Raw genomic sequence first — 25,754 nt, 5'->3', positions numbered from 1 at the left:
ATCAGACATCAATTTGCATCGCGCGCCACGCGGAAGCCATTCTGCGATTGCCGCACGCTCGTGCTGTATTTGAAGCGTGTGGAAGAGACCATGTAGCTGGCCCCTTCACGCCATGAACCGCCGCGTATCACGCGGGATGTGCACGCGGGCTCTTCCCAGGCGCGCCCATCGACGGGGGCACCCTTGTACGAGCTGTGCCAGCAATCCGCCACCCATTCCCAGACGCTGCCATTCATATCGTGCAGGCCGAAGGGATTGGCGGTGAACGATCCCACGTTGGCAGGCGCGGCATCGCTCCACGGATCGCCGCAGTCCTTGCAGTTGGCGTTGCCCTTGCTCATCTTGTCGCCCCACCAGAATGCGGAACTGGTGCCGCCACGCGCCGCGTATTCCCATTCGGCTTCGGTTGGCAGACGGTAGGGCTTGCCCGTGGTCTTCGATAGCCATCCCACGTATTGCTGCGCGTCATCCCAACTGATGTCGCGCACGGGTGCGTTCTTCGCATCGGCATTGTTGGTGGCGATGCGTGGGCACACGTTCGCATCGGCACACGCGTTCCATTGTTCGATCGTGACTTCGAACTTGCCGATGGCGAATGGCTTGTTCACCACTACGTGATGCGGCGGGCGCTCGGCGGGGTCACTGGTGCTGCTGCCCATCGTGAACGAGCCGGGCCGGATGGTCACCATGACCGGGCACTGCGGACAGTCGCGACTCTCGCCACCGCGTGCTTCGCCGGGTTTGGTTGCAGCAGGTGGTGGAGTCTCCTTGCCTTCGTTCGCCATCGTGACCGTGCCTTGCGAGATCGCGCCGCCCGCGCGCGAACGCGGTTGATTGCTGGCGGCGGGCGGTGTCGATGGCGATGGCGTCGAAGGTGGCGCGGACCGCGCAGCAGGCGGCGGTGTGGGTGCCGGAGCGGGCTTGGCCTCGGCCTTGGGCTCGGGCTTTGCGGCCGGTGCGCTGGGCGCGGCCGATGGCCCTGCCGCGCGGATGCGGTCGAGCCTGGACTTGGCCAGCGCCGCGAACTTGCCGTTCGGATACTGCTTCAGGTAAGCCTCGTAGTCGCCGGCGTAGTTGCTGTTCTTGATCGAATCCCAGAACGAGAGTTCGTACTGCTCGTCGCTGTTCTTGGGCAGGATGCCGGCTTCGGCGGGTGCCACGAGGAAATCGTCGATCCGCATGGCGCCGCCCGCAACGATCGCAACAACGATCGCAGGCAGCGACACCGCTAGTGCTTTCCGCCACATAATCAGCCCCCCTTGAAGCGAATCGGCACGCGGTGTGGAGTTGTCGTGACGTGGTGCCTGCCGTTTCAAGATAGCACAGCGTTTGTGCGGCGAAAGTTCGCTTTTTGCTGGTGGCCGCACTACGCTGAATGACAAATCGAAGCGCGCATCGGAAAGATCGATCAAGAAACCGCTCCCGCGCAACGCATCTCGCGCGGCGTGTGCAGCGGACAGTTCTCCCGGGAGGAGCCGCCATGCCCAGACGATCCCTGTGCCGTGTGCTTGCGGCTGCGCTGCTCGCCACGGGTGCCGCGCTATTTTCCACACTCGCCATTCCGCTGACACCGGCACCCAAGGGTGCCGAGACCTACATCATCTGGCCGGGCGACGGTGCCGTCATCGAGGGCGGCAAACTGTGGGTGCGCATGGGCCTGAAAGGCATGGGCGTGTGTCCCAAGGGCATCGAGCGTCCGAACTGCGGACACCATCACCTGCTGATCGATGTCGAGCTGCCGCCGCTCGACAAGGAAATCCCGAACGACCGCAACCACCTGCACTTTGGCGCGGGGGAGACCGATGCCCGCATCGAACTGCCACCCGGCAAGCACACGTTGCAACTGCTGCTGGGTGACAGCAAGCACGTACCGTTCGATCCGCCGATTTACTCGAAGAAGATCACGATCACCGTGCGCTAGCGCACACGGACTTCAGCGGAGAGCGCCATGACAAAGATCGGACCGAAGCTGTATGGATCACTGGTGATCGCGACGGTGGCGTGGCTCGGTGCCGGCGCCGTCCACGCGGCCGATGCATCGGCACCTGGCGCCTCAGGTGCGCATGCCGGCCATGCGTCCACGCCCGCCGCCAGTAGCGCGAGCGGAACGGGCCCCACGGCGGCACCGAAGAATGCCTATCTCTATATCGGCTACCCCAACAACAACCAGACGATGCCTGCGGGCAAGCCGATCAAGGTGTGGTTCGGCCTGCGCAACATGGGCGTGGCACCCAAGGACGTGAAGTTTCCGAACACAGGTCATCACCACCTGCTGATCGATGTGGACCTGCCGCCGCTGGACAAGGAAATCCCCAACGATCGCAATCACCTGCACTTTGGCGCGGGAGAAACCGAGACCACCATCGAACTGCCGCCGGGCAAGCACACCCTGCAATTGTTGATGGGCGACGAGAAACATATCCCGACCAACCCGCCCATCTACTCGAAGAAGATCACCATCTACGTCAAATGACCCGGAGCGATAGAGGCGGGGCGGTCCGCCTGTCTCCGGCGCGGCGCACAGCGATGTGCGCCGTTTTTTTTTGTGAGCGTGCCGATGCGCTTTCTATCCCGATTGTTTTCTCCCCTCTCCCGCAACGCGGGAGAGGGGAGAAAACCAGAGGGGAGCAAAAAATGTGGGAAGTAAAACGACACCCCCAACACCACCTGTCTCTCCACACCAAACACCCTGCCGCTCGGCAAACCACCCCCATCCCCCGCAATCCCTTACCCCACAACGATTTCCACTTTTTTCAAAGACCTGGCACGCTCCCTGCGATATATGGTCCGAGCGCGACACCAACCCGATGCTCATCACACTGAAGCAACTTTCCTCTCTAGGAGACCATCATGACCACGCTGACCATCAAAGACCTGTCCTCGACCGAAACCCTGAGCGCCTCGTCGCTGCAAGCCGTTCGCGGCGGCACGCTGTTTGCCCCGCGTACGTCGATCTTCACGCCGGTGAGCATTTCGTTCGACAAGGACATCAAGATCAACCAGTCGAATCAACAAATGCAGGACGTGACGAGCTACTTCGGCAACGGCTCGGCCTTCCAGGAACACCTCAGCAACACGGTGCGCACGAACCAGAACGCCCACAACAACGTGTACTGATTTGCAGAATGCGCGCGGCACCGGCGTCAAAGTCCGCAAGACGCCGCAAGCCGCACGGGGAGCTTACGCCGGGGAGATTCCTCCACCCCGGCGATTTTTTTGCCCATGCATTGCGTGACGATGCATGCGGGGGTTGCGCTCCGCCAGCGCCGCACCACAATACAGATCGAACGCCAGGACGCACTGCCACGGTCCACTGGCGCTCGGAGCAGGATGCCATCGTGATCGATTTCGCCTTTGCCTCGCGCCGCCCGTTGCCGCATATCGCGGCATCCCTGACCGTGGTGCTGTCCGTGATCGGGATGTCCGGCTGTGCCGACTTCCGTCCTCCCGAATACAAGCGTCCCGATGTGCCCGGCAAGGCCGCGTGGTCACCGAGTGAGTCCGTGACCGTATCGCCTGCCGAGACCATCGTGCCCGACTGGTGGAAGGGTTTTGGCGATCCCTACCTCGACCAACTCGTGGCCCGCGCGTTGAGCGGCAACTACGACATCAAGGTGCTGGCCGCTCGTATCCGCGTGGCCAATACGCAGATTGCCGAAGCTCGCGCGGGTGCGCTGCCGGTATTCGACATCGGCGCGGGTCTCGATGTGAGCAAGACCACCGGCCAGGCTGTCTCGAAGACGTACAACCTGGGTGGCACCGTGAACTGGGACATCGATGTATGGGGCAAGGTGGAGAAGGGCGTGCAGGCGCAGACCGCCGAGTTCCGCGCCACCGAGGCCGACTGGCGTGCGGGATATCTGGCGCTGGCCTCCGATGTATCCATTACGTACTTCACCATCCTGCTGCTCGACGAACAGGTGGAGCAGCAGCGCCGCACGCTGGGCCGCAACAGCGACATCCTCGGCACCTACAAGGCGATGCTGGCCAATGGCCTGCTACCGCAGATCCGCGTGATGCAGCAGCAGGCGGAAATCAATCGGCTGACCAAGGATCTGATCGAGCTGCAGCGTTCGCGCAATGTGGCCGAGAATGCGCTGGCCACGCTGGTGGGCACGCCGGCTGGCGAATTGAAAGTACCACCGGGGCGCTTGCAGGACCGCGTGAAGTTGCCTGCCGTACCGGCTGGCCTGCCGTCGCAATTGCTGGCGCGCCGCCCGGACATCATCGCGGCCGAGTACCGCGTGCTGGCCGCGTACAACCTCGTCGGGCAGGCCCGGCTGGCGCAACTGCCGAGCATCAGCCTGACCGCGCGCGGCGGCACGGCCAGCTTTGCGTTATCGGATCTCATGAAATCCTTCACGTTCGGCTTCATGCCGAGCATCAACCTGCCGATGCTCGACCCCAGTGTGAGGGCCCGCGTGAAGACCACCGAGGCCAATGTCGGCGTGGTGGAGAACGAGTACGGCCGCACTGTGATGACCGCGTTCGAGGAAGTGGAAAGCTCGCTCGTGAACGTGGATGCCCACAAGAAGCAGCGCATCGAGTTGCAGCAGCAGGTTGACCAGTTGCGCGTGGTCGGTACGCAGATCGAGGCACAGGCGCGCGAGGGCATTGTTTCGCAACTCGAAGTGTTCGAGTCGGAGCGTTCGCTGCTGAGCGCGCAGCAATCGTTGTTGGCCGTCCACCAACAAATCCTGGCCGATACCGTCACGCTCTACAAGGCGCTCGGCGGCGGATGGTCGGACGTCAATGTTCGCAATGCGCCGCCTGCTGATGCTGCAAGCTCGACGGCTGGCCCGGCGACACCCGCCGCCGTCCGCGCGCCGAACGCGGCGCGTTAGCCGCAACACCGCACAAACCGTTTCATCCTTGAAACCCGCACCGTGCGTGCGTTTGCGCAACGCTGCGGCGCAGCGCATTGACTCCCTTCAGGCGTGGCCTACTATGTTCTTACCCGTGACCTGCCGCCTTCGTTCGATGTCTGCCACTGCGCGTGGCGGTGTCGCGTTGCGGATGCGCGCCACGGGCTCCACTGTTGGCTCCGCTGAGACATGACGCGCGACGAAGCACCCTTCCTCGATGTGCCGGTGATGGCGCCGAAAGCGGGTCAGGTGTTCGACGTCCTGCTGATGCCGGTATCGCGCCCCGAGCTCGGCGAGATCCGCATCGACGAGGACCTCTTCGCGATTGGTCGCGGCGAGGCGCCGTTCGCGGCGTATCCCACCGAAGCGGTCTCGGTGCTGTCGCGCCGCCATGCACGCATCTTCTCCGAGGATGGCGCGGTCTATGTGGCTGATCTCGGCAGCAAGAACGGCACGCACGTCAATGGCGATGCCGTGGCGCAGCAGCCCGCCGTGCTGCGTGATGGCGACGAGGTCAGCTTTGGTGCGGGCCTCGCCTATCGCGTGCGCCTATACCCACGGCCCGCAGAACCGGAACCGCCTCGCGTGGCGGTTACCCTGGCGCCGATGCGCGAGGATCTCGGGCTGCAGCCGGTGATCGTGACGGGCTTTCCGTTCATGGTCAGCAAGGCCGATGACACCTTTGCGCGCTATCGCGACGACTATCCGCATCAGGTGAACTACCTGTCGCGCCGCCATGCGCACCTGTTCCTGAAACAAGGCGTGCCGTGGATCGAAGATCTCGGCAGTACCAATGGCACCTTCGTCAATGGTGTGCGGTTGCGCGAGCAGTCGATCCGCCTGGAGCCCGGCGACGTGCTGGCCTTCGGCGGCAGCCATTTCGTCTACCGCGTGCAGATCGAGTACGAAGCGGACGCCGATGCCACGGCCACGAAGACGTCGCTGTTCGTCGCGCCGGTTGCATCGCCCGAGGCGCCCCAGTCGACAGGCGCGGCGGCGCTGCCGGTCGACGTCGATCCCGACAAGACCACGTTCGTGGGTGCGGCGGATTCGTTCCTCGATATTTTCTGCGTGGATTACCGCGCCGCGCAGGAAGACGAGATCAATCCCGAGTCGCCGCCCGATACCTCGGCCGATGCGGCACATCGTCCCGCCCCGCGCGGCAAGGTGACGATGATGCTCGTCGAGGCGATGCGCAGCTTCGGCATTCGGGATCGCCATCAACTGGAACGCGCCGCGCGCGTGGCGATCCTCGTCGTGGCGGTGGTTGCCATCGGTGGCGCTTACATCTGGTGGCGTGGCGCACCGGATCGCTCGCTGCAGGAACTCGTCGATCAGGGCAAGTACGTGCGTGCGGCCGAAGTGGCGGACAAGGTACTGTCCCGCCACCCCGACAACGCGCAGTACCAGACGCTCGGCGCCGAAGCGTTGATGCGGGGCTATGTGCCGCAATGGTCCGCACGCCTGCAAGCCAATGATTTCGACGGCGCCGCAACGGTTGCCGGCGAGATGCGCGCGCGCAGCCAGAATAATCGCGATGGGCAGGCATTGATCGCGCAACTGGCATGGGTGAGCGACCTGGAGCGTTATATCGCGGCGCGTGGCGGTGTGGAAGGGCCGGTGAAGATGTACGCCGATGCATCGAAGATTCGGGAACTCGTACGTTGGTGGGATGAGGACACCGCATCGCATCAGCGCCTGCTTGGCCGCATTGCTAACGATGTGCCCGCCTTCCGAGATGTCTATGCGCGCGCCTTGAGCGACCTGCGCCGGCTGCGCAATGACGATTCGGTGTATCTGGCAGCAATCGATCGACTCGATGCTGCGGTGGCGACCGAACTTGGTCGCGACCAGCCCGAGGCATTGCAGCCGATGCTGGCGGAATACAAGGACAAGTATCCGCGCCTGTCCGGTCTGGATCGCGTGGAATCGGATCTGAAGCAATACACGGGTCTGGTGCAGTCGCTGCGCGCCCGCGCGCCCGGTGCACTCGTGGCGCAGATGCAGAAGCTGAACCTGACCACACCGCCGTTCCAGGCGCAGTACCAGAAGCTCAAGTCGAAGCTGCCCGCCGACGATGTGCAGCGGCAGTACGCGCTGGCGAACAAGGCGTGGGAGCAGGGCGACAGCACGCAGGCCATCACGGCGTTGAAGGCCATCGGTAGCGGGCCATGGGCGGACGATGTGGCGAAGGATGCCGCGCACAAGGAACAAGTTGCCACGCAGTTCGCCGCCGTGAAAGCGGCAAAGGGTACGCCCGGCTACGAGGAGCAGTTGTTGGGCTTCTATGCATCGCTAGATCCCGAAGCCGATGCGTATTACGTGAAGACCATCGACGCCGATGTGCAGGCGATTCGCGATGTGGCGCTGCGGCGCGCCAACCAGTTGCTGAATCGCGCAGCCACAAGCTGGCGCCAGTATCGCAATAACGGATTGATTGCCGGCGAGCAGCGGCTGGATGCAGGTATCTCCGCAAAATTCCGCAGCCAGGCGAAGTTGCTGGCCGATGCGCAGGCCGATGCGCGGCAGGGGCTACGCATCTACGCGCAACTGAAGATCGAGGATTCCACGCAGTGGGACACGATTCGTGACGACATCCAGTCCGAGATCGATTCGCAGCGGCGCTCGCTCAATGATTTGCGCATGGTGCTCGATCCGGCGGTGCTCAAGACCAAGCTGTCATTGGTGGGCGAGGGCAGCAAGGGCGATGGCACCGAGAGCAAGGATGCCAGCAAGGAAGTCAATGTAGGGGCGGGAGGCAAGCCATGAAGGACGACAACCGCGACAGCCAGCTTCGCCCCTTGACCGAGGCACTCGAAGATCACAGTGCAGAAGGCATCGCATTGCTCAGTGCAGAACCGCGCCGGCTCACGCTGCTGACGGTGGTCGCCACCGCCGGGTTGCTGCTCTGCGCATTGATCTGGTCGTTCTTTGGGCATGCCGATGTCATCGTCACTGCGCAGGGAACGCTGGCACCGGAATCCGAGGTGCGGCGCTTCTATGCACCCGTCGATGGCGAGCTGGCCGATCTCTATGTGGCCGAGGGACAGCCAGTATCGAAAGACGATGTGGTGGCGCGGCTCAACGCGCGCGGTGCCATCGAAGCGGCGGCCAACGCGTTGCAGGCGCAACTGAAACTCGAAGATGCCGAGCGCGAATGGAAGCAGTTTCCCGAGCGCAAGGCATTGCTGGAGCGTCGCGCGCTGGCGCTGAAGCAACAGATCGAACTGGGCACGCGTCAACACGAAAACCGTTTGGCCGAGGGCACGACGCGGCTCGCGGAGCAGCAGCGCGCGCAACTGGCCGAAGCGCGCAGCAATCTCGACAATGCACGACGTGCGCGCGATTTCGCGCGTCAGGAGCAGGATCGCTACGCACGGTTGTTCGCCCTGCCGGCAGGCGGTGGGGTGTCGCAGTCGCAGGTGGAAGCCAAGCGCGCCACCACGCAGCAAGCCGAGAACGATCTACGTGTGGCGCAATCGCGGTTGAGCGAACTCGACGCACGGCTGGCGCAGCAATACACGCAGGCCAGTGCACAGTTGGAAGGCAGCGGCCAGGAGCTGGCTAGCCTGCGCGTGCAATACGATGCGGCCGCTCGCGAGATCAGCACCACCGAAGACAAACTGCGGCTGCAGGTGCAGACCGCGAGGCTGGTGGCCGAGGCCGCGGCGCGCATCAAGTTCGAGAACATCGACAAGGACAACTTCCTGCTGATCCTGGCGCCGGTGTCGGGCGTGATCACCGATGTCACATCGACGCAGCGTGGCGACAAGATCCAGGCGAATGCGCCGCTCGGTGGTATCGCGCCCAAGGATGCGCGGCCAATGTTGCGTATCGAGATCGCCGAGCGCGACCGCGCGTTTCTGCGCGAGGGCTTGCCAGTGAAGCTCAAGTTCAGCGCGTTTCCATACCAGCGCTATGGACTGATCGCGGGCACGCTCGAATATATCTCGCCCGCCACCAAGCCATCGGGCCCGGACAAGCAGCCCGTGTACGAGGGCCGTGTGCGGCTCGCGCAGGACTTCTACAGCGTGGGCAGCAGCAAGTATCCGCTGCGCTACGGCATGACGGCCACGGCGGAAGTCGTCGTGCGCGAGAGGCGCTTGATCGATCTGGGACTGGACCCGTTCCGCCAGGTGGCCGGCTGAAGAGTATCCGAGACATAGCGACAGAAAAAGGAAGAGGAGCGAGCCATGACCGCCATCGTCCGTATCGACGAAGAAGTGATCGGCGTCGATGAATTCGTGAGAGTGCTGAAGCTGACGGGGCAGTTCGAGCCGCTGGTGGAGCAACTGGTGCGAGACAAGCTGACCGCGCACGCGGCGCGGCGCCATGGCATCCAGCTCGCGCCCGAGGATGTGCAGGAGCGCGCCGACCAGTTCCGCCGCGTACACGGCCTGCATCGTGCTACCGACATGAATCACTATCTCGACGCGCTGAACATCACGCTCGATGAATTCGAAACCTTCATCACGGACAGCCTGTATCAGGAGAAGATGCTGGATCAGGTGGGCACCGACGCCGCCGTGGAAACGTACTTCCAGTTGAATTCTCCGAAGTTCGACAGCATCGAGGTCAGCCACATCGTGGTGGATACCGAAGGCAAGGCGCGCGAGCTGGTGTCGTACCTGCAGGATGATCCCGAGAGCTTTGACGAGATGGCACGCGAACATTCGATTGCCGATACGCGCGAGCAGGGTGGCGATATCGGCAAGGTGCTGCGCGGCTCCCTCAAGGGCGATATCGAGGCCAAGGTCTTCAACGCCGAGCCGGGCGATCTGCTCGGGCCGTTCCCCGCACCGGATCGTTCGTTCTTCGAAGTCTTTCTGGTGCGCGCGAAACATCCCGCAAGGCTCGATGCCGATGTGGCCGTGGAGATCAAACGGCTATTGCGTGAGGAATGGCTAATGGCGAGGGCGCAGGAACATGTCATCGAAGCCCGCTAGCGAGCCGGTCAGCCCGGCATCGTCGGTTGCCGCGCTGCCGTTGGCCGACTTCCTCGCGACGGTGGAGATCCTGACGCCACTGACGCGTGACGAGATCGAGCGGCTGGCCGCCAGTGCGCGCACGCTGACGTTTGGCTTCGGTGACACGGTGTGCAATGCGGGCGAACCGGCCGATGGCATCTTCATCGTGCGCAGCGGCTCCGTGCGCGTGTTCAACGAGGAGCACGGCAAGGAAATCAGCATGGGTGTTCGCAAGACCGGCGAGGTGTTCGCCGACATTGCGCTGCTGCGCGAGTATCGGCACGAATCGTCGGTGCGTGCGTCGGGCAAGACTGAACTGATCATGATTCCGCGCGCGGTCTCCGAGCCCGTGGTCGGCGGCAATCCGGCGGCGCTCGCATTTATCACCAGCTATGTGGCCATCAGTTCGGCAGGTGGCTTCGTGGCGCGGTTGTTCGACCTGCGCGGCAAGCTCGACAAGACCGAGCTGGAAGATGCCGTGCGCAGCGTCGGTGTGAAACGCGTGACGGCGGGCAAGCCGATTCTTCAGCAGGATGGCCGCGACGATCGGCGGCTCTATGTGGTGCGGCAGGGCACAGTGCGCATCGAACGCGAAGAAGATGGCGACACGTTCGCACTGGCCACGCTGGGGCAGGGCGATATCTTCGGTGAGCGCGCATGCGTGATGCGGCAGGAGCAGATCGCATCGGCCATCGCCGAGACCGATGTGCGGCTGCTGGTGATCCCGGAGAAGACCGTGCAGTTGATCCTCGAACGCAACGCGCGGTTGCGCGAGGTGCTCGAAGACCGCATCCGCGTGGTGGATCGCGAACTGCATCGGCAGAAGAAACTTGCGGAACGGCGCAAGCGGCCTGTGCTGCTCGACCTGCATTCCAAGCCCGAGATGGGCGAACGGTTGATCCGCCGCTTCGCACTGGTGGAGCAGGCCGAGGAAATGGATTGCGGTGCCGCGTGCCTGGCGATGATCTGTCGCCACTACGGCATTCCGATGACGCTCGGCAAGCTGCGCGAACTGGCGAACGTGACCACCGCGGGCGCCACACTCGACAGCCTGGCGCGTGCAGGCGAATCGCTTGGCTTTACTGCGCGCGGTGTGCAATGCACGCGTGATGCACTCGAAGGATTCGAGCTGCCGTTCATCATCCACTGGGAGGGTTACCACTACGTGGTGGTCTATGGTGTGTCGAAGCGCCATGTCTGGGTGGCCGATCCGGCCATCGGCTTCCGCAAGATGAGCGCCGAGGAATTCGAGCGCGGCTGGAGCGGCACATGCCTGCTGTTCTCACCTGGTGCGCAGATGACCGAGCTGGCGGTGTCGCGCTCGCCGTGGCTGCGCTTCATCAGCTATCTGGCACCGTACAAGCGCATTCTCGCGCATCTGTTCCTCGCCACGTTTGTGATTCAGCTACTGGGCGTGGTGCCGCCGCTGATCATCCAGAACATTCTCGATGGCGTAGTAGTGCATCAGAACGTGGGGCTGCTGCACCTGCTGATACTGGGGCTGATCATCTCGAACCTGTTCACGCAGTTGATGGTGACCATACGCGCATACCTGGCCAACTTCATGGTGCGCAACATGGATTTCGCGATGATGTCGCACTTCTTCAAGCACACGTTGTCGCTGCCGCTGTCGTTCTTCGCCAAGCGCAAGACCGGCGACATCTTCGCGCGTTTCCAGGAGAACCAGACGATCCGCGCCTTCCTCACGGAATCGACGGTGACCACCGCGCTGAACCTGCTGATGGTGTTCATCTACTTCAGCATCATGTTTCTCTACAACGTGAAGCTGACGCTGCTGCTGATTGCGTTCGTGATCCCCATCGCGCTGCTGACCGTGCTGGTGACACCGAAGATCAAGAGCTATGCGCGCGAGGTGTTTGCCGCGTCAACCGATGCCAAGTCGTATCTGATGGAGACGCTCGGCGGTGCAGAGACCGTGAAGGGCATGGGCATCGAACGCCCCGTGCGGCTGCGCTGGGAACGCAAGTACGCCAAGGCGCTCGACAAGCAGTATCAGGCGCAATCGTTCCACATCCTCGTGGGGCTGGCGAGCCAGTTGCTCAATGCCGCTACGACGATCACGATCCTGTGGGTCGGGGCAACGCTGGTGTTGGAGCGTGAACTGACCATCGGGCAGTTGATCGCATTCAACGCCTTCATGGGCAGCGTACTCGCCCCGCTGATGGGATTGGTAGCGCTGTGGGGCCAATTGAACGACGCGGGCGTGGCAATGGAACGGCTGGGTGACGTGCTCGATCTCGAACCCGAGCAGAAGCCGCAGGATGTGATGTCGCGTGTCTCGCTGCCTGACCTGCAAGGCGAGATCCGCTTCGATGGCGTGTACTTCCGCTATGGCGGCGATGACACCGCGTACGTGCTGGAGAACATCAGCTTCCATATGCGGCCGGGCGAGATGGTGGCGATCGTCGGACGCAGTGGATCGGGCAAGACCACGCTCGCCAAGCTGCTCGTGGGCTTCTACAAGCCGAGTGAAGGAACGATGACGGTGGACGGCTACGACATGAACGTGATCGACACCGAGTTCTTCCGTGCGCAAGTGGGCTATGTGATGCAGAGCAACCTGCTGTTCTCGGGCACGGTGGCGGAGAACATTGCATGCGGCGATGACAGCCCCGACCGGCGACGCATCGAGGAAGTGGCGAAGATGGCCGATGCGCACGCGTTCATCTCCAAGCTGCCACTCGGCTACGAACAGATGGTGGGCGAGCGTGGCATCGGTCTCTCCGGTGGGCAGATTCAGCGGCTATGCATCGCCCGCGCGCTGTATCACGATCCGCGCCTGCTGGTGTTCGATGAAGCGACCTCGGCGCTCGACACGCAATCTGAGAGCAACATCCTCGCGAACATGCAGGACATCCTGCGCGGCCGCACGGCGGTGATCATCGCGCACCGCCTCAGCACGATCATGCAGGCCGACAAGATCCTGGTGCTGTACGAAGGCGCCATCGTGGAGCAGGGTCGGCACGAGGAACTGATCGAGCGCCGGGGCATGTACTACCAGCTGGTGCAGAAGCAATTGAGCGCGGCGTGACGGGATGACACCATGAAGCTCTATAACCCCACCTCGTCTACATCGCCCGTCACGTCCTCCGTCACGTTCGCGGGACTGATCGAGAAGATCGAGATATTGCGCTCGACGCTGCGCTGGTCGTCGCGGCTGGAGCGGCCGGAGATCGAGAAGCTGCTCAAGCAGGCCACCACGCTGCGCGACGAGGTGATGGGGTTGTCGCATAAGGAACGATTCGTAGCGGCCGCCTCCGCCACCGGCGAAGCCGAAGTGCCCGAGGTGGAACCTGTGGAGATGTCCTCGCGAGAAAGACGCCAGGCACTGATGGAACGCAGCTTCATCTTCGAGGGCACCTTCGGCGACAACCCCAAGTTGCTGGAGGCACTGGAGATCGCAGAGAAGGCATCGCCTACCGACTTGCCCGTGTTGATCGACGGAGAAAGCGGCACCGGCAAGGAACTGATGGCGAAGGTGATTCACGCCAATGGCTCGCGCACCGACAAGCCGTTTATCTCGGTCAACTGCGGCGCCATTCCCGACAGCCTGCTCGAATCCGAGCTGTTCGGCCACAAGAAGGGCGCGTTCACGGGCGCCGCCAACGACCGTCGCGGCAAGTTTGAAAGCGCACACACGGGCACGATCTTCCTCGACGAAATCGGCGAGTTGCCGCTGACCGGGCAGGTGAAGTTGCTGCGCGTGCTGGAGGCGCACGAAATACAACGCGTGGGCTCCGACGAAGTGATCGCTGTCGATACGCGTATCGTCGCCGCCACGAACAAGGACCTGCGCAAGATGAGCGAGGAAGGCACGTTCCGCGAAGACCTGTTCTATCGACTCAGCGTAATCCACGTCACACTGCCCGCCCTGCGCGAACGCCGCGACGAAATCCCGCTACTGGTCTCCTACTTCGGCGACGAAGCGGCAGGCATGCTCAAGCGCCGCCCCATCAAACTCACACCACGCCTGCGCGACTTCCTGCTGCACTACGGCTACCCCGGCAATATCCGTGAACTGCGCAACCTGATGTACCGGCTGTCATGCCTGGCTGGAGACACCGCCGACTTCGTCCACCTGCCGCAAGACATCCGCCCAAAGCCCGCCGGACTGCAAGCCGCCACAGGTGGCACAGCCCTCCCCGGCAAGGCGATCGTGACCGACATTGGCACCGCCCCATCGCTAAGCGAAGCCAAACGCGCCGCCAGCGACGAAGCCGAACGTGCATTCCTCGAACGCGGACTACAGGAAGTTGGCGGCACGGTAGCGGAACTGGCGCGCCGCTTCGACATGAACCGCTCGCATGTGCAGATGCTCTTAAAAAAGCACGGGATTCATTCGAAGGATTTCAGGAACAATAGTCGGCAGGTTGAGGGGAAGTAGGTCAGGCGATTAGTTCCACAGTCCGCTCAGGCCAGCATCTGCGCCATGCCATTCGCCGCTCTCTGGGGGGCTGCTTTCCTTTACCCATTCAAGGAAGGCGACAATTGCCTCTGCTTGTTCAACGCTCAGGCTCGTGCGGAAGGCTTTCCATTCGGCGCGAGGCTCGTTCTTCGGGTTCGTGGGAAGCAGGGCGTCAAGTGCCATGTGCAAATAATCATCGCTTTGCATTACCGCGACCAGCAACGACGGTAGATAGTAGTTGAAGAATTCGCTGCTCGTCGCGAAACGAATGAACGATGGCGACACACAGCGATACCAGTGCTCAATCGATATCTCCGTCCACATCCGTCCATGGAATTTTTGAATGTCGTCATCGACTTCGTAGTCGGAGATGCTATCAGGTCGTCGATGTCCTTGAGGGATTGGAAAGATAGGGAAAGCAGAGCGAATGATTGATGCAACCTGAGCGGCTTGGCGATCGGGATCTAAGCGGTTCATGACAATGAGAAGAACGGGCCAGAAAGGTCGTCAGAGTTCATGAGGTGTTCCGGTGTATGGGAACTCGGGGCTCAGGTTAGAAGTAACCCGAGCCTGCAGGTCAATCGTTCGGCGTCTCGGAAGCTAGGATTTCTTCGGAGGCACAGTCCCGTCCTCAGACCACAGATAGTCCTTGAACATTTCATGATAAACAGGGTATTGCAACAGAACCTTCTCACCAATGAAGACAGCGGCTTGCTCGAATGTCATTTGGCTAAGCGTCTCATTTTTAATGGCGTTCGAAGGCGTCGAAAGCCTGTCAGGAAATCGGATAAGAAGGGCTTCCTGTTCCGGGTCGTAAGCGAATTCGATTCTTTTCAGATGGTTCATGGCTATAGCGGAGTATCAAATCCGGCCAAAGGTGTTGTAATACCTGCAGGACCTTTACGGAGACATTCTCCGTATCGCTGGGCTGCAGACGCCAAGCATATTTTGACTCCCGCGATCATGTATCGAGCTTTCACGACACCTTGGCAGTTGCCGACATCGATATCGTACCGCCTGTCGCAGTCGCCTCCGTCACCGCCATCATCACAGACATTTAGCTTGGAGGCTCCATAGAATGTCCCTCCTATATGCCGGATCGTAGCGAGGACTGCGTCCCCGGCCCTGTTCGCGACTGAATCGATGTAGGACAGCAACGGGTCGTGCTTTGCGGCGTTGCCCTGCTCTAGTACGTCGGCAGGCGCTGGCCTGGGAGCCATACCGGGTCCCGATTGCCCACCCCCACGGTTAACCGGGTTTCTAACAAGAGGGGAACCAGCCTGCGCATTAGCGTCCGCAAACAACGACTCCAACCATGTCTTGAAGATATTCCAGATCGACCTAAGCCAACCAGCTTTTTGCTTCGACTGAGGTGCATTGGAGGGCGCGGCAGCGGCGCGGCCAAACGGATTGTCAGATATAGCGGAAAAGACCTCCGGCGTCACATCTGCAGGCAACCAATACGCTGCCACACGGTGTGCATCGTCGTACTCCAGCTCAAATCGAAACGTACCGGGCCCTGATACTGTCGTTAGGAATCCGACTTGGTTGTAAGCGTAGACGACCACATCGGTACCTCGTTGGTACCGTGTCATGTTGCCCCGGCTGTTGTACTGGATTTCAATCTGCCTGCCGGCCGTATCAATCGCAGTAAGGAGTCTTCCAGCGCCGTCGTAGCTGAGAGCCCTGCCGGTCTGCCCTCGGGGGTTCGTTAAGGTTGCCAGATTTCCTGCTGCGTCATATGTGTACGTCCATCGCGCAGTCTCCGCGTTGTCAACTGTATCCAGTGCTGTCACAGCAAGTCCGCTAGCGTCATACTCCCGGCGCATACCAGTGCGCTGGCCGATTTGGGCTGCACTGAACCCGGCAGCGCCGCTCTGATCGTTCGTCGCATTGGTGGAATAGCTGAGAGTTTGGCCCGAGGAATCGTAGGTGAAGAAGTCCATCCGCCCTGGTGAAGCAATCTTCAGCGGCAGATTCCATGTCGGATGCCACTCGGTGGTTGTGGTCTTAGCCGCCGCAGTCCCATACCCCTCGATGCGTTGTGTCTCACGACCCTGTGCGTCGTGGCTGTATCGGGTCTCATTGCCGTCGAAGCCAACTGTGCCGGAGATGTTGCCTGCGGCATCGTATGCAATGGATTTTGCGCCGCCTTCCTCGGGCACTGGACCTTCGATGGAAGAGGGTAGCAAGCGATTGCCGACGCGTGTCTGCTTGTAGAGCGTAGCGGGTGTGCCACGAGGATATGTGCGCGCGGTGGTGAGTTCATTGCTGTAGACCAGCGTGCGGTTGTTTACCCCTCCGGCCAGTTCTGTGCTGGTTACGCGGCCGTCTCCATCGTAGGCATAGGTCGCATAGCGGACGCCTGCTTCATCGGTTATGCCTGTCAGGTATTTCGCATTCGTCGCCGAATAGCGTGACATTTCATAGTGGTACGTCCGTCGCGTTCCATCAGGATGTGTCACGAACTCCAGCATGCCCCACTGGTTGTAGGCGTACTGGGTAGTTTGCTCGGTGGGATCGGCGATTGAGGCAATGCGTCCTGCGTTGTCGTACTGGAAGCGGTAGCGCTGTCCGAAATGGCTGACCACCTCAATCAGCTTTCCGGCCGAGTCGTAACGCAGGGTGGTCGTCTGGCCATTGCGAGCAACGATCGACAGCAGGCGGCCACGAGCGTCATAGATCTCGATGGAATCATCGTCGGCATGAAAGTATCGCCAGCCGATGGCACCGTTTGTCTGGGGCTCAGGTGTGATGGTGTCGCGCCCGGAGGAAGCCCAGCCCGTCGCAGATTTTCGGAATGTTCTGGCTGAGCCGTCAGGGCGTAGCGCAGCAATGGTTTCGCTAGATGGAGTCGGAACCTGTATCTGCCTGTTCCATGGGTGTACCCAGTTGGGTCCGAAGGAATCTGAGGCGGCGAAGCGCACGTTTGACTGGTAGGAACGCTGAAGTGGCGCGACGCGTTCCGTTCCGGGGATATCGATTTCTGTCTGGGCCTTTGCGCCAGTGCCAACAGATACTGGATTGCCGATCTTGCAGCTGTCATCCTCGATGTCCCTGACGGGAGTGGTGACAGACCAGAAGTATGGTCCGCCGCATCGCTCATTTTCCCGCGCGGCGCTGCGGGGCTCAGAGCCATCGGGCGCACAGCGTGGTGTGGAGTGAACGAACGCCCCATAAACGCCGTCCCAGCAATCCCGATCGGCCTTGTGGTACTCCCATTTCCGGCTGGTATAGAAGTGACCATTCAGGTTGTCGCAAGCTTCCTCGGGGGTCTTAAAGTAGCCCGGGGCTCCGGGGGTATAGAAGTACTCGACCGGCGCATAGGCAAAGGACACGCACGGCAACACCATGACCGCGCAGGCGAACAGACGGGCCATGCGCCGAAGCAGCCCAACAAGCGGATGCATAAGGCAGAGGATCGCAGCAGGTTTCGGAAACGATGCTGCGCTTGTCCTGCCAGCGGACGGCAACACCACCGTCCGCTATTTCTGCTCAATCCAATATTGCTCGCAAGGAAAGACTCGCGTCGAGTCGCTGCATTTCGCAACGGCTTGCGTTCCATCAAACGCAGCCCCTCAAACCTCCGGATTCAACAACGTCATATCCGATCCCCCACCCATATCCTCGGCGCGGATGACGACGACCGATACGTTGTCGCGTCCGCCATGGGCTAACGCGCTTTTGAGTAACGCATCGGCCGTGGTGACGGGTTCGTGGCCGAGGTCGAGTAGTTCGGCTATTTGCGCGTCTTCTACCTCGTTGCTCAGGCCATCGCTGCAGAGCAGGAACACATCGCCATCGCCGATTTCCAGCGTCAGCAATTCCAGGTCGAGTGTGGGGGCTGCGCCTACGGCGCGTGTGATGGTGTTGTGCGCGGGGTGGTGGCGGGCTTCTTCGGCGGTAATCAGGCCGCGTGCCTTGAGGCGTTCCACCTGGCTGTGGTCGCGCGTGAGTTGCTTGAGGTGACCGTCGCGGAACAGGTAGAGGCGGCTGTCGCCAGCCCATAGGCAACTGCAGCGGCGCTCGCAGGCCATCAGCATGACCACGGTGCTGCCGATCACGCGCACCTTCATGCGCTGCGCTTCGTCGATCAGCAACTGGTTCACGGTCTGGATGGCGATGCGCGCGTGCTCCACGGCGGCGTCGAGGTTCTCGGCCGCAGGCAGCGCCGTGAGCGCCTGGACGATCGCGCGGCTGGCGAATTCGCCGACGGCGTGGCCGCCCATGCCATCGGCTACTGCCCAGATGCCGCGCTCGGGGGCGTCGAGGCAGGCGTCCTCGTTGCGTTCACGCACCAGTCCGACGTCGGTGGACGCGGCGGAGATCCAGCGGAATTGCGATACGCAGGTCACGGTGTGCTCCGGCGCGGACCCATGAGTCGCCGCGCGAATGGCGCCCCCCGGGGCGGCCGTCAGGTGTTGGGGGTACCGCGAAGGTCCTGCTGTTTCATGCAGGACTCAGACCAATCGTCCCTTGTTCCGGGCGTCCATCGCAGCGTCGACTGTGATGGTCGAATTCGGCGCGTTGTTCTGGACGTTGACGTTCTGGAACTGATTGTTCATCTGATCAGCATAGAAGCTGTAATTGATCTCGTAAAAGTTCACGACGGGCAACGTGCTCGGACGCGCCGCGACGTAGGGCTGAATCCAGCCGAATACCCACGGCGCACCGCCGCCCCGGACAGCCGACATGGCGCGGAAATCGAGTGTGCGATGGGCAGCAAGATCGCGGATGGTGAGCGTGGCCATGATGGTCTCCTGATGGGTGGCGCGGGTATCCACTTAGTGCAAGCGCTGTGCCATGCGGTGCGGTGGTGTTCTCGTTGCTTAATCTGGGTTTTGGGGATCAGGCGGCGCATAAACGGTTGGTCAGCGACCAACACAGTGCCAGTCGAAGGTGGATGGCAACCACCACCCGCTGCAAAGGCGTATTCCATTGCGAGCTGCTGCGGTTTTCACCGCGGCTGGCGCAGGGAAACCAACACAATCGCCCATCATCTGTCGGCGCAATGCCGACGCTCCGCATGGTTCAAATCCGGGCAATCTCCCGCAAAGCCTTGTCCTGCCGTGATTTCCCCTCCCTGGCACGCTTGATGCGGTTGGTGTGGCAACAACGCAGCGCTGGCTGCCAACCACAGACACCGAACCGAGAACTGCCATGAACACCCAAAACCAACAACAAGCCGAAAGCCAGGACCTCTATCTGGTGGGTGCCCATCTCGTGACGGAACGCAACGGTTACGCCCACCACGGCATCTACATCGGCAGCGGCCGGGTCATCCACTACGCCGGCTTCTGCCACACCCTGCACGCTGCCCCCGTCGAGGAAACCTCGATCGAGCAGTTCGCCGACGGCCACACGGTGGCGGTCAAGCTCGAACCCTGCGCCCGGTTCGTCGGCACCGAAGCCGTGTCCCGCGCCCGCAGCCGCCTCGGTGAAGACCACTACCACCTGCTGACCAACAACTGTGAGCACTTCTGCACGTGGTGCCTGCTCGGACAAGCCCGCAGCGAACAGGTGGAAACCTGCCTGCGTCACCCGCGCACCGCCGCCATCACCGTGCTGCACATGGTCCGCGCCCTGCTGACCGGCCGTCATGGCGGTGGCATGCAGGCCGCCTGAATCCATCCACATCGAAGAACGAAACCAGGGAGACCATCATGCCAGGACTGATCGATTGGGAAAGCTGCAACGCTCGCCGCGGCCGCGCCTGCCACCGCCTCAGCGCACCGGGCACCCGCAACGCCGCCAGCACCCGTCACGCAGCCGGTGCCGGCACCTCCCGCCGTGGCGGCAGGGTGGTCGAGTTTGCTATACTGCGCCCCGTCTCACCACAAGCCCGCCACCGCGCGGCCACCGTGGCATGCAGACGGTCCGCTCGCCGTAGTTCAATGGATAGAACGAGCGCCTCCTAAGCGCTAGATACAGGTTCGATTCCTGTCGGCGGGACCATTCCTAAGTCTGCAGCAGTTCTTCAGTTTTCCCCACCCCTGAGATTTCAGGGGTTGCGGGCCGGCCTTCAGCCAAGTCAGCGATAAACCGTTGGAATCTTCCTGAGTGCTTCGGATACTCCTGATAATCCGAAGACGGGTGCTCCTACGTAAGGCTTCCTACGCCCAGTTTGGCGCGTTGCAATTGCAGCGAAGCAATCCGGTTCATGAACAGTACGATGGCGATAATCACCACGCTCAGATAGATGCTGTTGTAAGTCAGCAGGCTGATCATGAACGAACTGTAGAAATACCCTACCGAGTGGATAAAGATCGAGGCCGACATGGCTGGGTAGCGCGCCACGAGGAACATCCAGTAGGACAGGTGCATCGCCACGCCGAACAGCACCATGAAGAGCAACGATCCCCACATCCCGAAATCGATGATCAGTCCCCGGAACATCGTGTAGATGTTGGTCTGGAATAGTGCATCGTAGGTGAAGTATTCGTCGTACGTTCCCGGAGGCAGTGCGGTGGTGTCGCCCAGAAGACGTGCAATCGGTGTAAAGGTATATAGCGCGCTACTGTTGTGGAGGTCGAAGTAGTACTGCGTGAAGCTGGCGTCGGTGGTGAAGCTGAACCAGTCCGAGAAGCCGTAGAGGTGCGCGGTCACGTAGGAGGCGAACAGGCGTTGCAGACCCTCAAGAATATCTGCTCCGGCATTGCCGATGAAGCGGGAGAGCAGCGAGACCGTGACAAGTCCGACGACTAGCGCACCGTACGGCAGTAGCTTCCGGATCTCCTCCCTGGAGAGGATGCGCAGGTCTCCGCGCTGGATCTTGCAGACGAGCGTGCCACCCCAGTAGAAGGCAAAGGCCTGGAACAGCGTGCCTTTTGCGCCCAGCAGGATCATGCCGAGGATCGATGGCAGAAAGGTAAGAACCAGGATTCTGGCTCTCTTGGCGCCAGCCGGGCGCGTTACATAGATGAAGCCTCCGATAATGGCGGCCGGGTACTGTGTGGCAAAGCTCAGCTTCGAGAAAATGTTGGGCACCAGCGATTCGGAATACCGCATATCGATCATGCGGGCCGCAACCTGCATGGGGCTGAAGATGGCATCCCATATCGTCACACCCTGAATCCACAGGTCGATCAACAAGCTGAAGATCGCCACCAGGCTGATCACATAGAACGCATTCAGCATGAACGCGCTGCCGTAGTCGACGGTCATGGGATTTTCGCGGCGCAGGCGGAAGACACGCCGCCAACTGAACGGCAAGGCCGTCAGCGAGAACAGGCAACTGGCGACTAGCAGATACAGCACGGCATCGGGATTGACCGGTACGTTCCACAGTGCGACCAGGGGTACGAACGTGAACATGAACCAGAACAGGCCCCAGAGGCAGGCCGGCGCAATCCATGTTCCGATGTAGGCACGCAATGCTGCTGCCTGCCCCAGGATCATGAGGCTGTAGATGACGGCAAGGGATTTATCAAGCATGGCCGTAGCCGCGAGCCCGGTTGATGGCCTGACGGAACTCGGCACTGGCTATGCCGAGATATGCAACGTAGAAGAAAACGCCCATAAGAACGCCCGTCAGGACACCCCACCAGCGGTTGGGACCATAGCGTCGATCGGTCACGACAACCGGGCCAATTTCGGCGGTCTCGAATGTGCGCGTGGGATCGAGCTGTTCTTCCAGCATCTCGCGTTGCTTGATCAGGCGGCGGCTGTCCACGTCGATGATCTGGATTTTGTCGGCCACGGTGACCCCTTTTGTGATTTCCTTTTTCGGTCCCTGGGCGTTGGCCAGCGCCATTAACTGCTTGCGCTGTGTTTCATAAGTCGCAACGGACTCATTGAGGCTGTCGATCTGGGCGCGCATGCGTGTCTCGTAGGCAGCAATGGCGGGCTTGTGCTCGGCAACCAGGATAGAGACTGCGGACGCGATGACGCGCTTGGCCGTTGCAGGGTCGGGCCCGCGCACGCTGATTTCGATCATGCGTCCATCGTTATTCGGTCCCTTTGCCACAATCCCGAAGGAGTCTGCCGCGATCTGGGCGGTCATGTTTGTCTGGGGGTCATCCGGCAAGCCGGCGCCTTTCAATGCCTCCAGCACGAAGCCGCGATACTGTATGCGCTGGCGCACGGCTTGTGGGTCCAGCAAGGAACTGCGGGCATCGCCGGCCTGGCCGATGCGGATCAAGGCAGATGCAAACCAGGTCTGGAGTGGCGCAGGCATGAGGTAGGCGCCGGCAGCACCGCACAGGATCAGGAACACCATGAGTCGCAGCACATGCCGGCCAAATACGACTTTGGAGACAAAACGGACAAGATCGTCGGCGGAACTGTCAGATATTGTTGGCATTCCAGTAGAGGCGTTCGAATCATAGGCAGGGCGGCAATTGTACTCCCCGGACCGATCGCGATTTGAAACCCGATGTTACCGAGACCACCGTACCTTCAGGGTCAGACATGTCATCCAGCTTCAACAAATAATCCGAAATAGCCTTGTCTGTAACTGAGTTTGAGGTCCCTTTTTCTGAGTTGTGGCGGGGCGCTTTCACGGCAATTGCTATTTTTCTCGGCCGAATTAAACAAACCGCTATGATGTAGCCCGCACGCCGCAGCGGCGGTGCTGCCTGATTCATATCTTTCCAATCCATGCCCTTTTCCCGGACTTCACGGGTGCCCCGGATGCTTTTCCGATGGCTGCCCGCGCTTGCGTTGTTGGCTGCCGCCCCGGTCATGGCGTTGCAGGCCGCGTCCGATCCGGCGTTGGCGGACACGTCGGGCTGTTCGGCGCTGATCGATATCGTGCAGGAAAGCCTGCGTGGCGAGATCGAGGTGGCGTGTCCGAAGGACGGCGGGGAGGCTTGCGAGGCCAAGAACGGGCAGGTTCGCGCCTTGCTCGACATCATCGAACAGCGGCGCCGCCAGAAGGTGGACGAGTGCGACACGCTTGCGCATGTCAACCGGTTGTTGCGGACGCTGCCGCCGAAGGGCTGATGAACGCCGCTCACTCCCGCGCGTCTTAGTGGCTCATTTTCGAGTACAGCTGGATCACGGCCACGCCGGCGATGATCAGGCCGATGCCCAGCCAGGCGGCAAGGTCAGGAATCTGACGGTAGAGGATCGACGCGATCAGGGTGACCAACACGATGCCGGCGCCGGACCAGATGGCGTAGGCCACCCCAACCGGCACGGTCTTCATGACCTGCATCAGCAGCCAGAACGCTGCGACATACCCCGACACGACCAGCACGCTAGGCCAGAGCCGCGTGAAATTCTCGGCGGCCTTGAGGCTGCTGGTGGCAATGACTTCGGCAATGATGGCAAGGGTGAGGAGTACGTATCCGTTCATGGAATGCGGGGCGAGAGGGCGAAACGCAGGGAGGCACCGTAAAAAGCGACGCACGGGCCGCTTGAAAGAGGACATTATCCGATGCCTTGCTGCGTGGGGCCTGCAAACGCCGCGTCGGAACCGCGCTAACCCAAGCGGGGTAAAGGTTTCCGGCGGATGGATTACCCCTCTTTGCGGTGGTTGCGGTAGTCGCGCAAGCGGGCTTGAATGGTGGGACACACATTAAAACAAAGGCCGCTCGTAATAGTTGGTCGAGACGGCGACAATGCGTCGCGGTGATTTACAGGCCGTGGCCTGACCATGCCGGCATCAAAAAATCGCCGGTGGCGGGTTGTGGTGCAGACGGGTTAGGGGAGCATCATGAACAACGAACCGGACGCGGCCACGCAGTGGCCCGTCACGCGGCTAGCTGGCGTCGAGGGAACGCCGGATGTCCGCGAGGAGCCCCGAGACGGCGTTTGGCAGAACACGATTGCCGCCGCCGATCACGCGCTCGAAGAGGCGTCGCGCATCCAGCGCGGTGTCCAGCAGAACCTCAAGCTGATACAGGAAGTGCGCAGCGTGCGCGAGGAGTTGCGGCGCGCCCATGCCGAGATCGACCGCTACCGGGGAATGCATGCCCGCGTGGTGGTCAGCATGCGCCAGCTCGAAGAGGACCACAGCACGGAGATGGCCCAACTCCACGCCGAGAACGAGATGCTGCTCGTCCGCCATCGGGTCTACAAGCTGCTGGCTGAGCACTACGCCGTGTATGCGCTGCGCTTCGATCCACAAGTGTTTGCCGAACAGCGCGACCGCGTGCTGGAACATGTGCTGTTCCAGCGTCGGCGCGGCGTGCCTGTGTCGCAGATCCCGGCGTCCGAGATCGCCTTCCTGCTGCTGTAGGTTGCCGTTGCAGGGACGGTTCAGCTTGCTCGTTGCTCGCGCGGCTTGAGAATCAGCAGCGCGAGCATTCCGCCCACCACACCCCAGAAAGCCGAGCCGACTCCGGCCAGCGTCATGCCCGATGCCGTGATCATGAACGTCAGCAGCGCCGATTCCCGTTCGGCTGGCGTCTGCATGGCAACAGTCAGGCCATTGGCGATCGATCCCAGCAGCGCGAACGCTGCCACGCCCACCACCAGTGCCTTCGGAAACGCCGCGAATAGCGCTGCGATGCTCGCGGCCATCACGCCCATCACCAGATAGCCGATACCACAGACCACCGCCGCCATATAGCGGCGGCGCGGGTCGGCATCCGCTTGCGGACCGGTGCAGATGGCGGCGGTAATCGCTGCGAGGTTGATGCCATGCGAGCCAAACGGCGCGAGGATGGCCGATGCAACGCCCGTCACCGTAATCAGCGGGCTGGCCGGCACGTGGTAGCCATCGGCGCGCAACACGGCCAGCCCTGGAATATTCTGCGATGCCAGCGCCACGATAAACAGCGGCACGGCGATGCTGATGAATGCGGACAACGAGAAGGCTGGCGTGGTCCAAACCGGCAGCGCGGCGGCGAAGTGAAATTGCTCGAAGTGCAACTGGCCCAGCGCGCCAGCCAGCGCCACGCCAATGGCTAGCACCACCGGCACGGCATAACGCGGCCACAGGCGGCGGCCCAGCAGGTAGGCGGCGAACATCACGAGCAGCAGCACGGTCTGGTGCTGTGCCTGGATAAAGACATCAACGCTGATCCGGAACAGGATGCCAGCGAGCAGCGCCGACGCGATGCTCGCCGGAAGCGCCTTCATGAGCCGGTCGAACCAGCCGGTCAGGCCAGCCGCCGTCATCAACAGTGCAGCCATCAAGAAGGCGCCGATGGCCTCGGGGTAGGGCACCCCGGGCAAGCTGGCGATCAACAGCGCCGCGCCGGGCGTGGACCATGCCACGACCACCGGCACGCGCATCGCCAGCGACAATCCAAGTGTGGTCACGCCCATTCCCACCGACAATGCCCAGATCCATGAGGCAATCTGTGCATCGCTGAGGTGGGCTGCCTGCCCGGCCTGGATCATCAGCACCAGTGAACTGGTGTAGCCGGTCAGCATGGCGATCAGGCCAGCAACTGCCGTGGAAACAGACAAGTCAGACAGTTTGATGGATGAGGCGGCAGTCATCGTGATCGTGCGAAAGGAGGGCGGAATGCGAGAGTTTGGCCGCTAGTTTCGCATGCCGGCCAGTCCGGCCAGTCCGGCCATACCGGCCGGACCTTGAGGCAG

The 25,754-nt window shown here is 61.7% G+C and carries 23 protein-coding genes and 1 tRNA gene; 13 read left to right on the top strand and 11 right to left on the bottom strand.

Annotated features, from left to right (window positions below):
• Positions 1-8: 8 nt before the first annotated feature.
• Entirely contained in the window at positions 9-1,247 is a 1,239-nt protein-coding gene (locus GA566_RS11225) for a formylglycine-generating enzyme family protein (protein WP_137923197.1), read from the bottom strand.
• A gap of 233 nt (positions 1,248-1,480) precedes the next feature.
• Between GA566_RS11225 and GA566_RS11220 the strand changes: the two genes are divergently transcribed.
• From GA566_RS11220 to GA566_RS11180, 9 genes are all read left to right on the top strand, one after another.
• Complete coding sequence (locus GA566_RS11220) at positions 1,481-1,921, top strand: DUF4399 domain-containing protein (protein ID WP_137923196.1); 441 nt, start codon at positions 1,481-1,483, stop codon at positions 1,919-1,921.
• A gap of 27 nt (positions 1,922-1,948) precedes the next feature.
• Positions 1,949-2,473: a DUF4399 domain-containing protein gene (locus tag GA566_RS11215; protein WP_160472767.1), complete on the top strand. Its 525-nt coding sequence runs from the start codon at positions 1,949-1,951 to the stop codon at positions 2,471-2,473.
• A gap of 377 nt (positions 2,474-2,850) precedes the next feature.
• The gene (locus tag GA566_RS11210; protein ID WP_137923194.1) at positions 2,851-3,117 is read left to right on the top strand and encodes a hypothetical protein; all 267 of its coding nucleotides are present in this window, start codon (positions 2,851-2,853) and stop codon (positions 3,115-3,117) included.
• Positions 3,118-3,338: 221 nt separating this feature from the next.
• Positions 3,339-4,844: an efflux transporter outer membrane subunit gene (locus tag GA566_RS11205; protein WP_370459288.1), complete on the top strand. Its 1,506-nt coding sequence runs from the start codon at positions 3,339-3,341 to the stop codon at positions 4,842-4,844.
• 210 nt (positions 4,845-5,054) lie between these two features.
• The gene (locus tag GA566_RS11200) at positions 5,055-7,634 is read left to right on the top strand and encodes an FHA domain-containing protein (RefSeq protein ID WP_160472766.1); all 2,580 of its coding nucleotides are present in this window, start codon (positions 5,055-5,057) and stop codon (positions 7,632-7,634) included.
• On the top strand, positions 7,631-9,013 hold the full coding sequence (locus GA566_RS11195) for an HlyD family efflux transporter periplasmic adaptor subunit (protein ID WP_137923192.1): 1,383 nt from the start codon (positions 7,631-7,633) through the stop codon (positions 9,011-9,013). The genes GA566_RS11200 and GA566_RS11195 overlap by 4 nt, the downstream gene beginning before the upstream one ends.
• Positions 9,014-9,058: 45 nt before the next feature.
• Complete coding sequence (locus GA566_RS11190) at positions 9,059-9,811, top strand: peptidylprolyl isomerase (protein WP_137923191.1); 753 nt, start codon at positions 9,059-9,061, stop codon at positions 9,809-9,811.
• On the top strand, positions 9,792-12,884 hold the full coding sequence (locus tag GA566_RS11185; RefSeq protein ID WP_160472765.1) for a peptidase domain-containing ABC transporter: 3,093 nt from the start codon (positions 9,792-9,794) through the stop codon (positions 12,882-12,884). Before GA566_RS11190 ends, GA566_RS11185 begins: the two co-directional genes overlap by 20 nt.
• A gap of 12 nt (positions 12,885-12,896) precedes the next feature.
• Entirely contained in the window at positions 12,897-14,237 is a 1,341-nt protein-coding gene (locus GA566_RS11180; protein ID WP_160472764.1) for a sigma-54-dependent Fis family transcriptional regulator, read from the top strand.
• A gap of 9 nt (positions 14,238-14,246) precedes the next feature.
• Here GA566_RS11180 and GA566_RS11175 read toward each other — a convergent pair whose 3' ends face one another.
• The 5 genes from GA566_RS11175 to GA566_RS11155 all read right to left on the bottom strand — a co-directional run bounded on the left by GA566_RS11175 (position 14,247) and on the right by GA566_RS11155 (position 19,009).
• Positions 14,247-14,735, bottom strand: a complete 489-nt coding sequence (locus GA566_RS11175; protein WP_160472763.1) for a DUF6714 family protein — start codon at positions 14,733-14,735, stop codon at positions 14,247-14,249.
• Positions 14,736-14,858: 123 nt separating this feature from the next.
• Entirely contained in the window at positions 14,859-15,104 is a 246-nt protein-coding gene (locus tag GA566_RS11170) for a hypothetical protein (RefSeq protein ID WP_137923187.1), read from the bottom strand.
• Between the two features lie 2 nt (positions 15,105-15,106).
• The gene (locus GA566_RS11165; protein WP_160472762.1) at positions 15,107-17,638 is read right to left on the bottom strand and encodes a DUF6531 domain-containing protein; all 2,532 of its coding nucleotides are present in this window, start codon (positions 17,636-17,638) and stop codon (positions 15,107-15,109) included.
• 198 nt (positions 17,639-17,836) lie between these two features.
• A complete protein-coding gene (locus tag GA566_RS11160; protein WP_160472761.1) occupies positions 17,837-18,613 on the bottom strand; it encodes a protein phosphatase 2C domain-containing protein in 777 nt (258 codons plus the stop codon).
• 105 nt (positions 18,614-18,718) lie between these two features.
• The gene (locus tag GA566_RS11155; RefSeq protein ID WP_160472760.1) at positions 18,719-19,009 is read right to left on the bottom strand and encodes a hypothetical protein; all 291 of its coding nucleotides are present in this window, start codon (positions 19,007-19,009) and stop codon (positions 18,719-18,721) included.
• A 409-nt stretch (positions 19,010-19,418) separates the two neighbouring features.
• On the opposite strand from GA566_RS11155, the gene GA566_RS11150 reads away from it, so the two are divergent.
• Both GA566_RS11150 and GA566_RS11145 read left to right on the top strand, forming a co-directional pair.
• Positions 19,419-19,883 carry a lecithin retinol acyltransferase family protein gene (locus tag GA566_RS11150; RefSeq protein ID WP_137923183.1) on the top strand — a complete coding sequence of 155 codons (465 nt, stop codon included), beginning with the start codon at positions 19,419-19,421 and terminating at the stop codon, positions 19,881-19,883.
• 255 nt (positions 19,884-20,138) lie between these two features.
• Positions 20,139-20,213: transfer RNA gene (locus tag GA566_RS11145), tRNA-Arg, on the top strand.
• A 144-nt stretch (positions 20,214-20,357) separates the two neighbouring features.
• On the opposite strand, the gene GA566_RS11140 is transcribed toward GA566_RS11145, so the two are convergent.
• The 3 genes from GA566_RS11140 to GA566_RS11130 all read right to left on the bottom strand — a co-directional run bounded on the left by GA566_RS11140 (position 20,358) and on the right by GA566_RS11130 (position 22,858).
• Entirely contained in the window at positions 20,358-21,692 is a 1,335-nt protein-coding gene (locus GA566_RS11140) for an O-antigen polymerase (protein WP_137923182.1), read from the bottom strand.
• Positions 21,685-22,476 carry a hypothetical protein gene (locus tag GA566_RS11135; RefSeq protein WP_137923181.1) on the bottom strand — a complete coding sequence of 264 codons (792 nt, stop codon included), beginning with the start codon at positions 22,474-22,476 and terminating at the stop codon, positions 21,685-21,687. Before GA566_RS11135 ends, GA566_RS11140 begins: the two co-directional genes overlap by 8 nt.
• Positions 22,477-22,579: 103 nt before the next feature.
• Positions 22,580-22,858: a hypothetical protein gene (locus tag GA566_RS11130; RefSeq protein WP_160472759.1), complete on the bottom strand. Its 279-nt coding sequence runs from the start codon at positions 22,856-22,858 to the stop codon at positions 22,580-22,582.
• A 31-nt stretch (positions 22,859-22,889) separates the two neighbouring features.
• On the opposite strand from GA566_RS11130, the gene GA566_RS11125 reads away from it, so the two are divergent.
• Positions 22,890-23,201, top strand: coding sequence for a hypothetical protein (locus GA566_RS11125; protein ID WP_160472758.1), 312 nt, complete (start codon positions 22,890-22,892; stop codon positions 23,199-23,201).
• Between the two features lie 25 nt (positions 23,202-23,226).
• On the opposite strand, the gene GA566_RS11120 is transcribed toward GA566_RS11125, so the two are convergent.
• Complete coding sequence (locus GA566_RS11120) at positions 23,227-23,631, bottom strand: multidrug efflux SMR transporter (RefSeq protein ID WP_370459287.1); 405 nt, start codon at positions 23,629-23,631, stop codon at positions 23,227-23,229.
• 285 nt (positions 23,632-23,916) lie between these two features.
• Here GA566_RS11120 and GA566_RS11115 point away from each other — a divergent pair, with 285 nt between their 5' ends.
• Positions 23,917-24,441, top strand: a complete 525-nt coding sequence (locus GA566_RS11115) for a hypothetical protein (RefSeq protein ID WP_160472756.1) — start codon at positions 23,917-23,919, stop codon at positions 24,439-24,441.
• A 20-nt stretch (positions 24,442-24,461) separates the two neighbouring features.
• On the opposite strand, the gene GA566_RS11110 is transcribed toward GA566_RS11115, so the two are convergent.
• Positions 24,462-25,652: a benzoate/H(+) symporter BenE family transporter gene (locus tag GA566_RS11110; RefSeq protein ID WP_137923176.1), complete on the bottom strand. Its 1,191-nt coding sequence runs from the start codon at positions 25,650-25,652 to the stop codon at positions 24,462-24,464.
• Between the last annotated feature and the right edge of the window lie 102 nt (positions 25,653-25,754).

Origin of the sequence: Cupriavidus sp. SW-Y-13, assembly GCF_009793345.1 — a bacterium.
Lineage (GTDB): Bacteria > Pseudomonadota > Gammaproteobacteria > Burkholderiales > Burkholderiaceae > Cupriavidus.
This window is presented reverse-complemented; position numbering and strand designations above follow the sequence as displayed.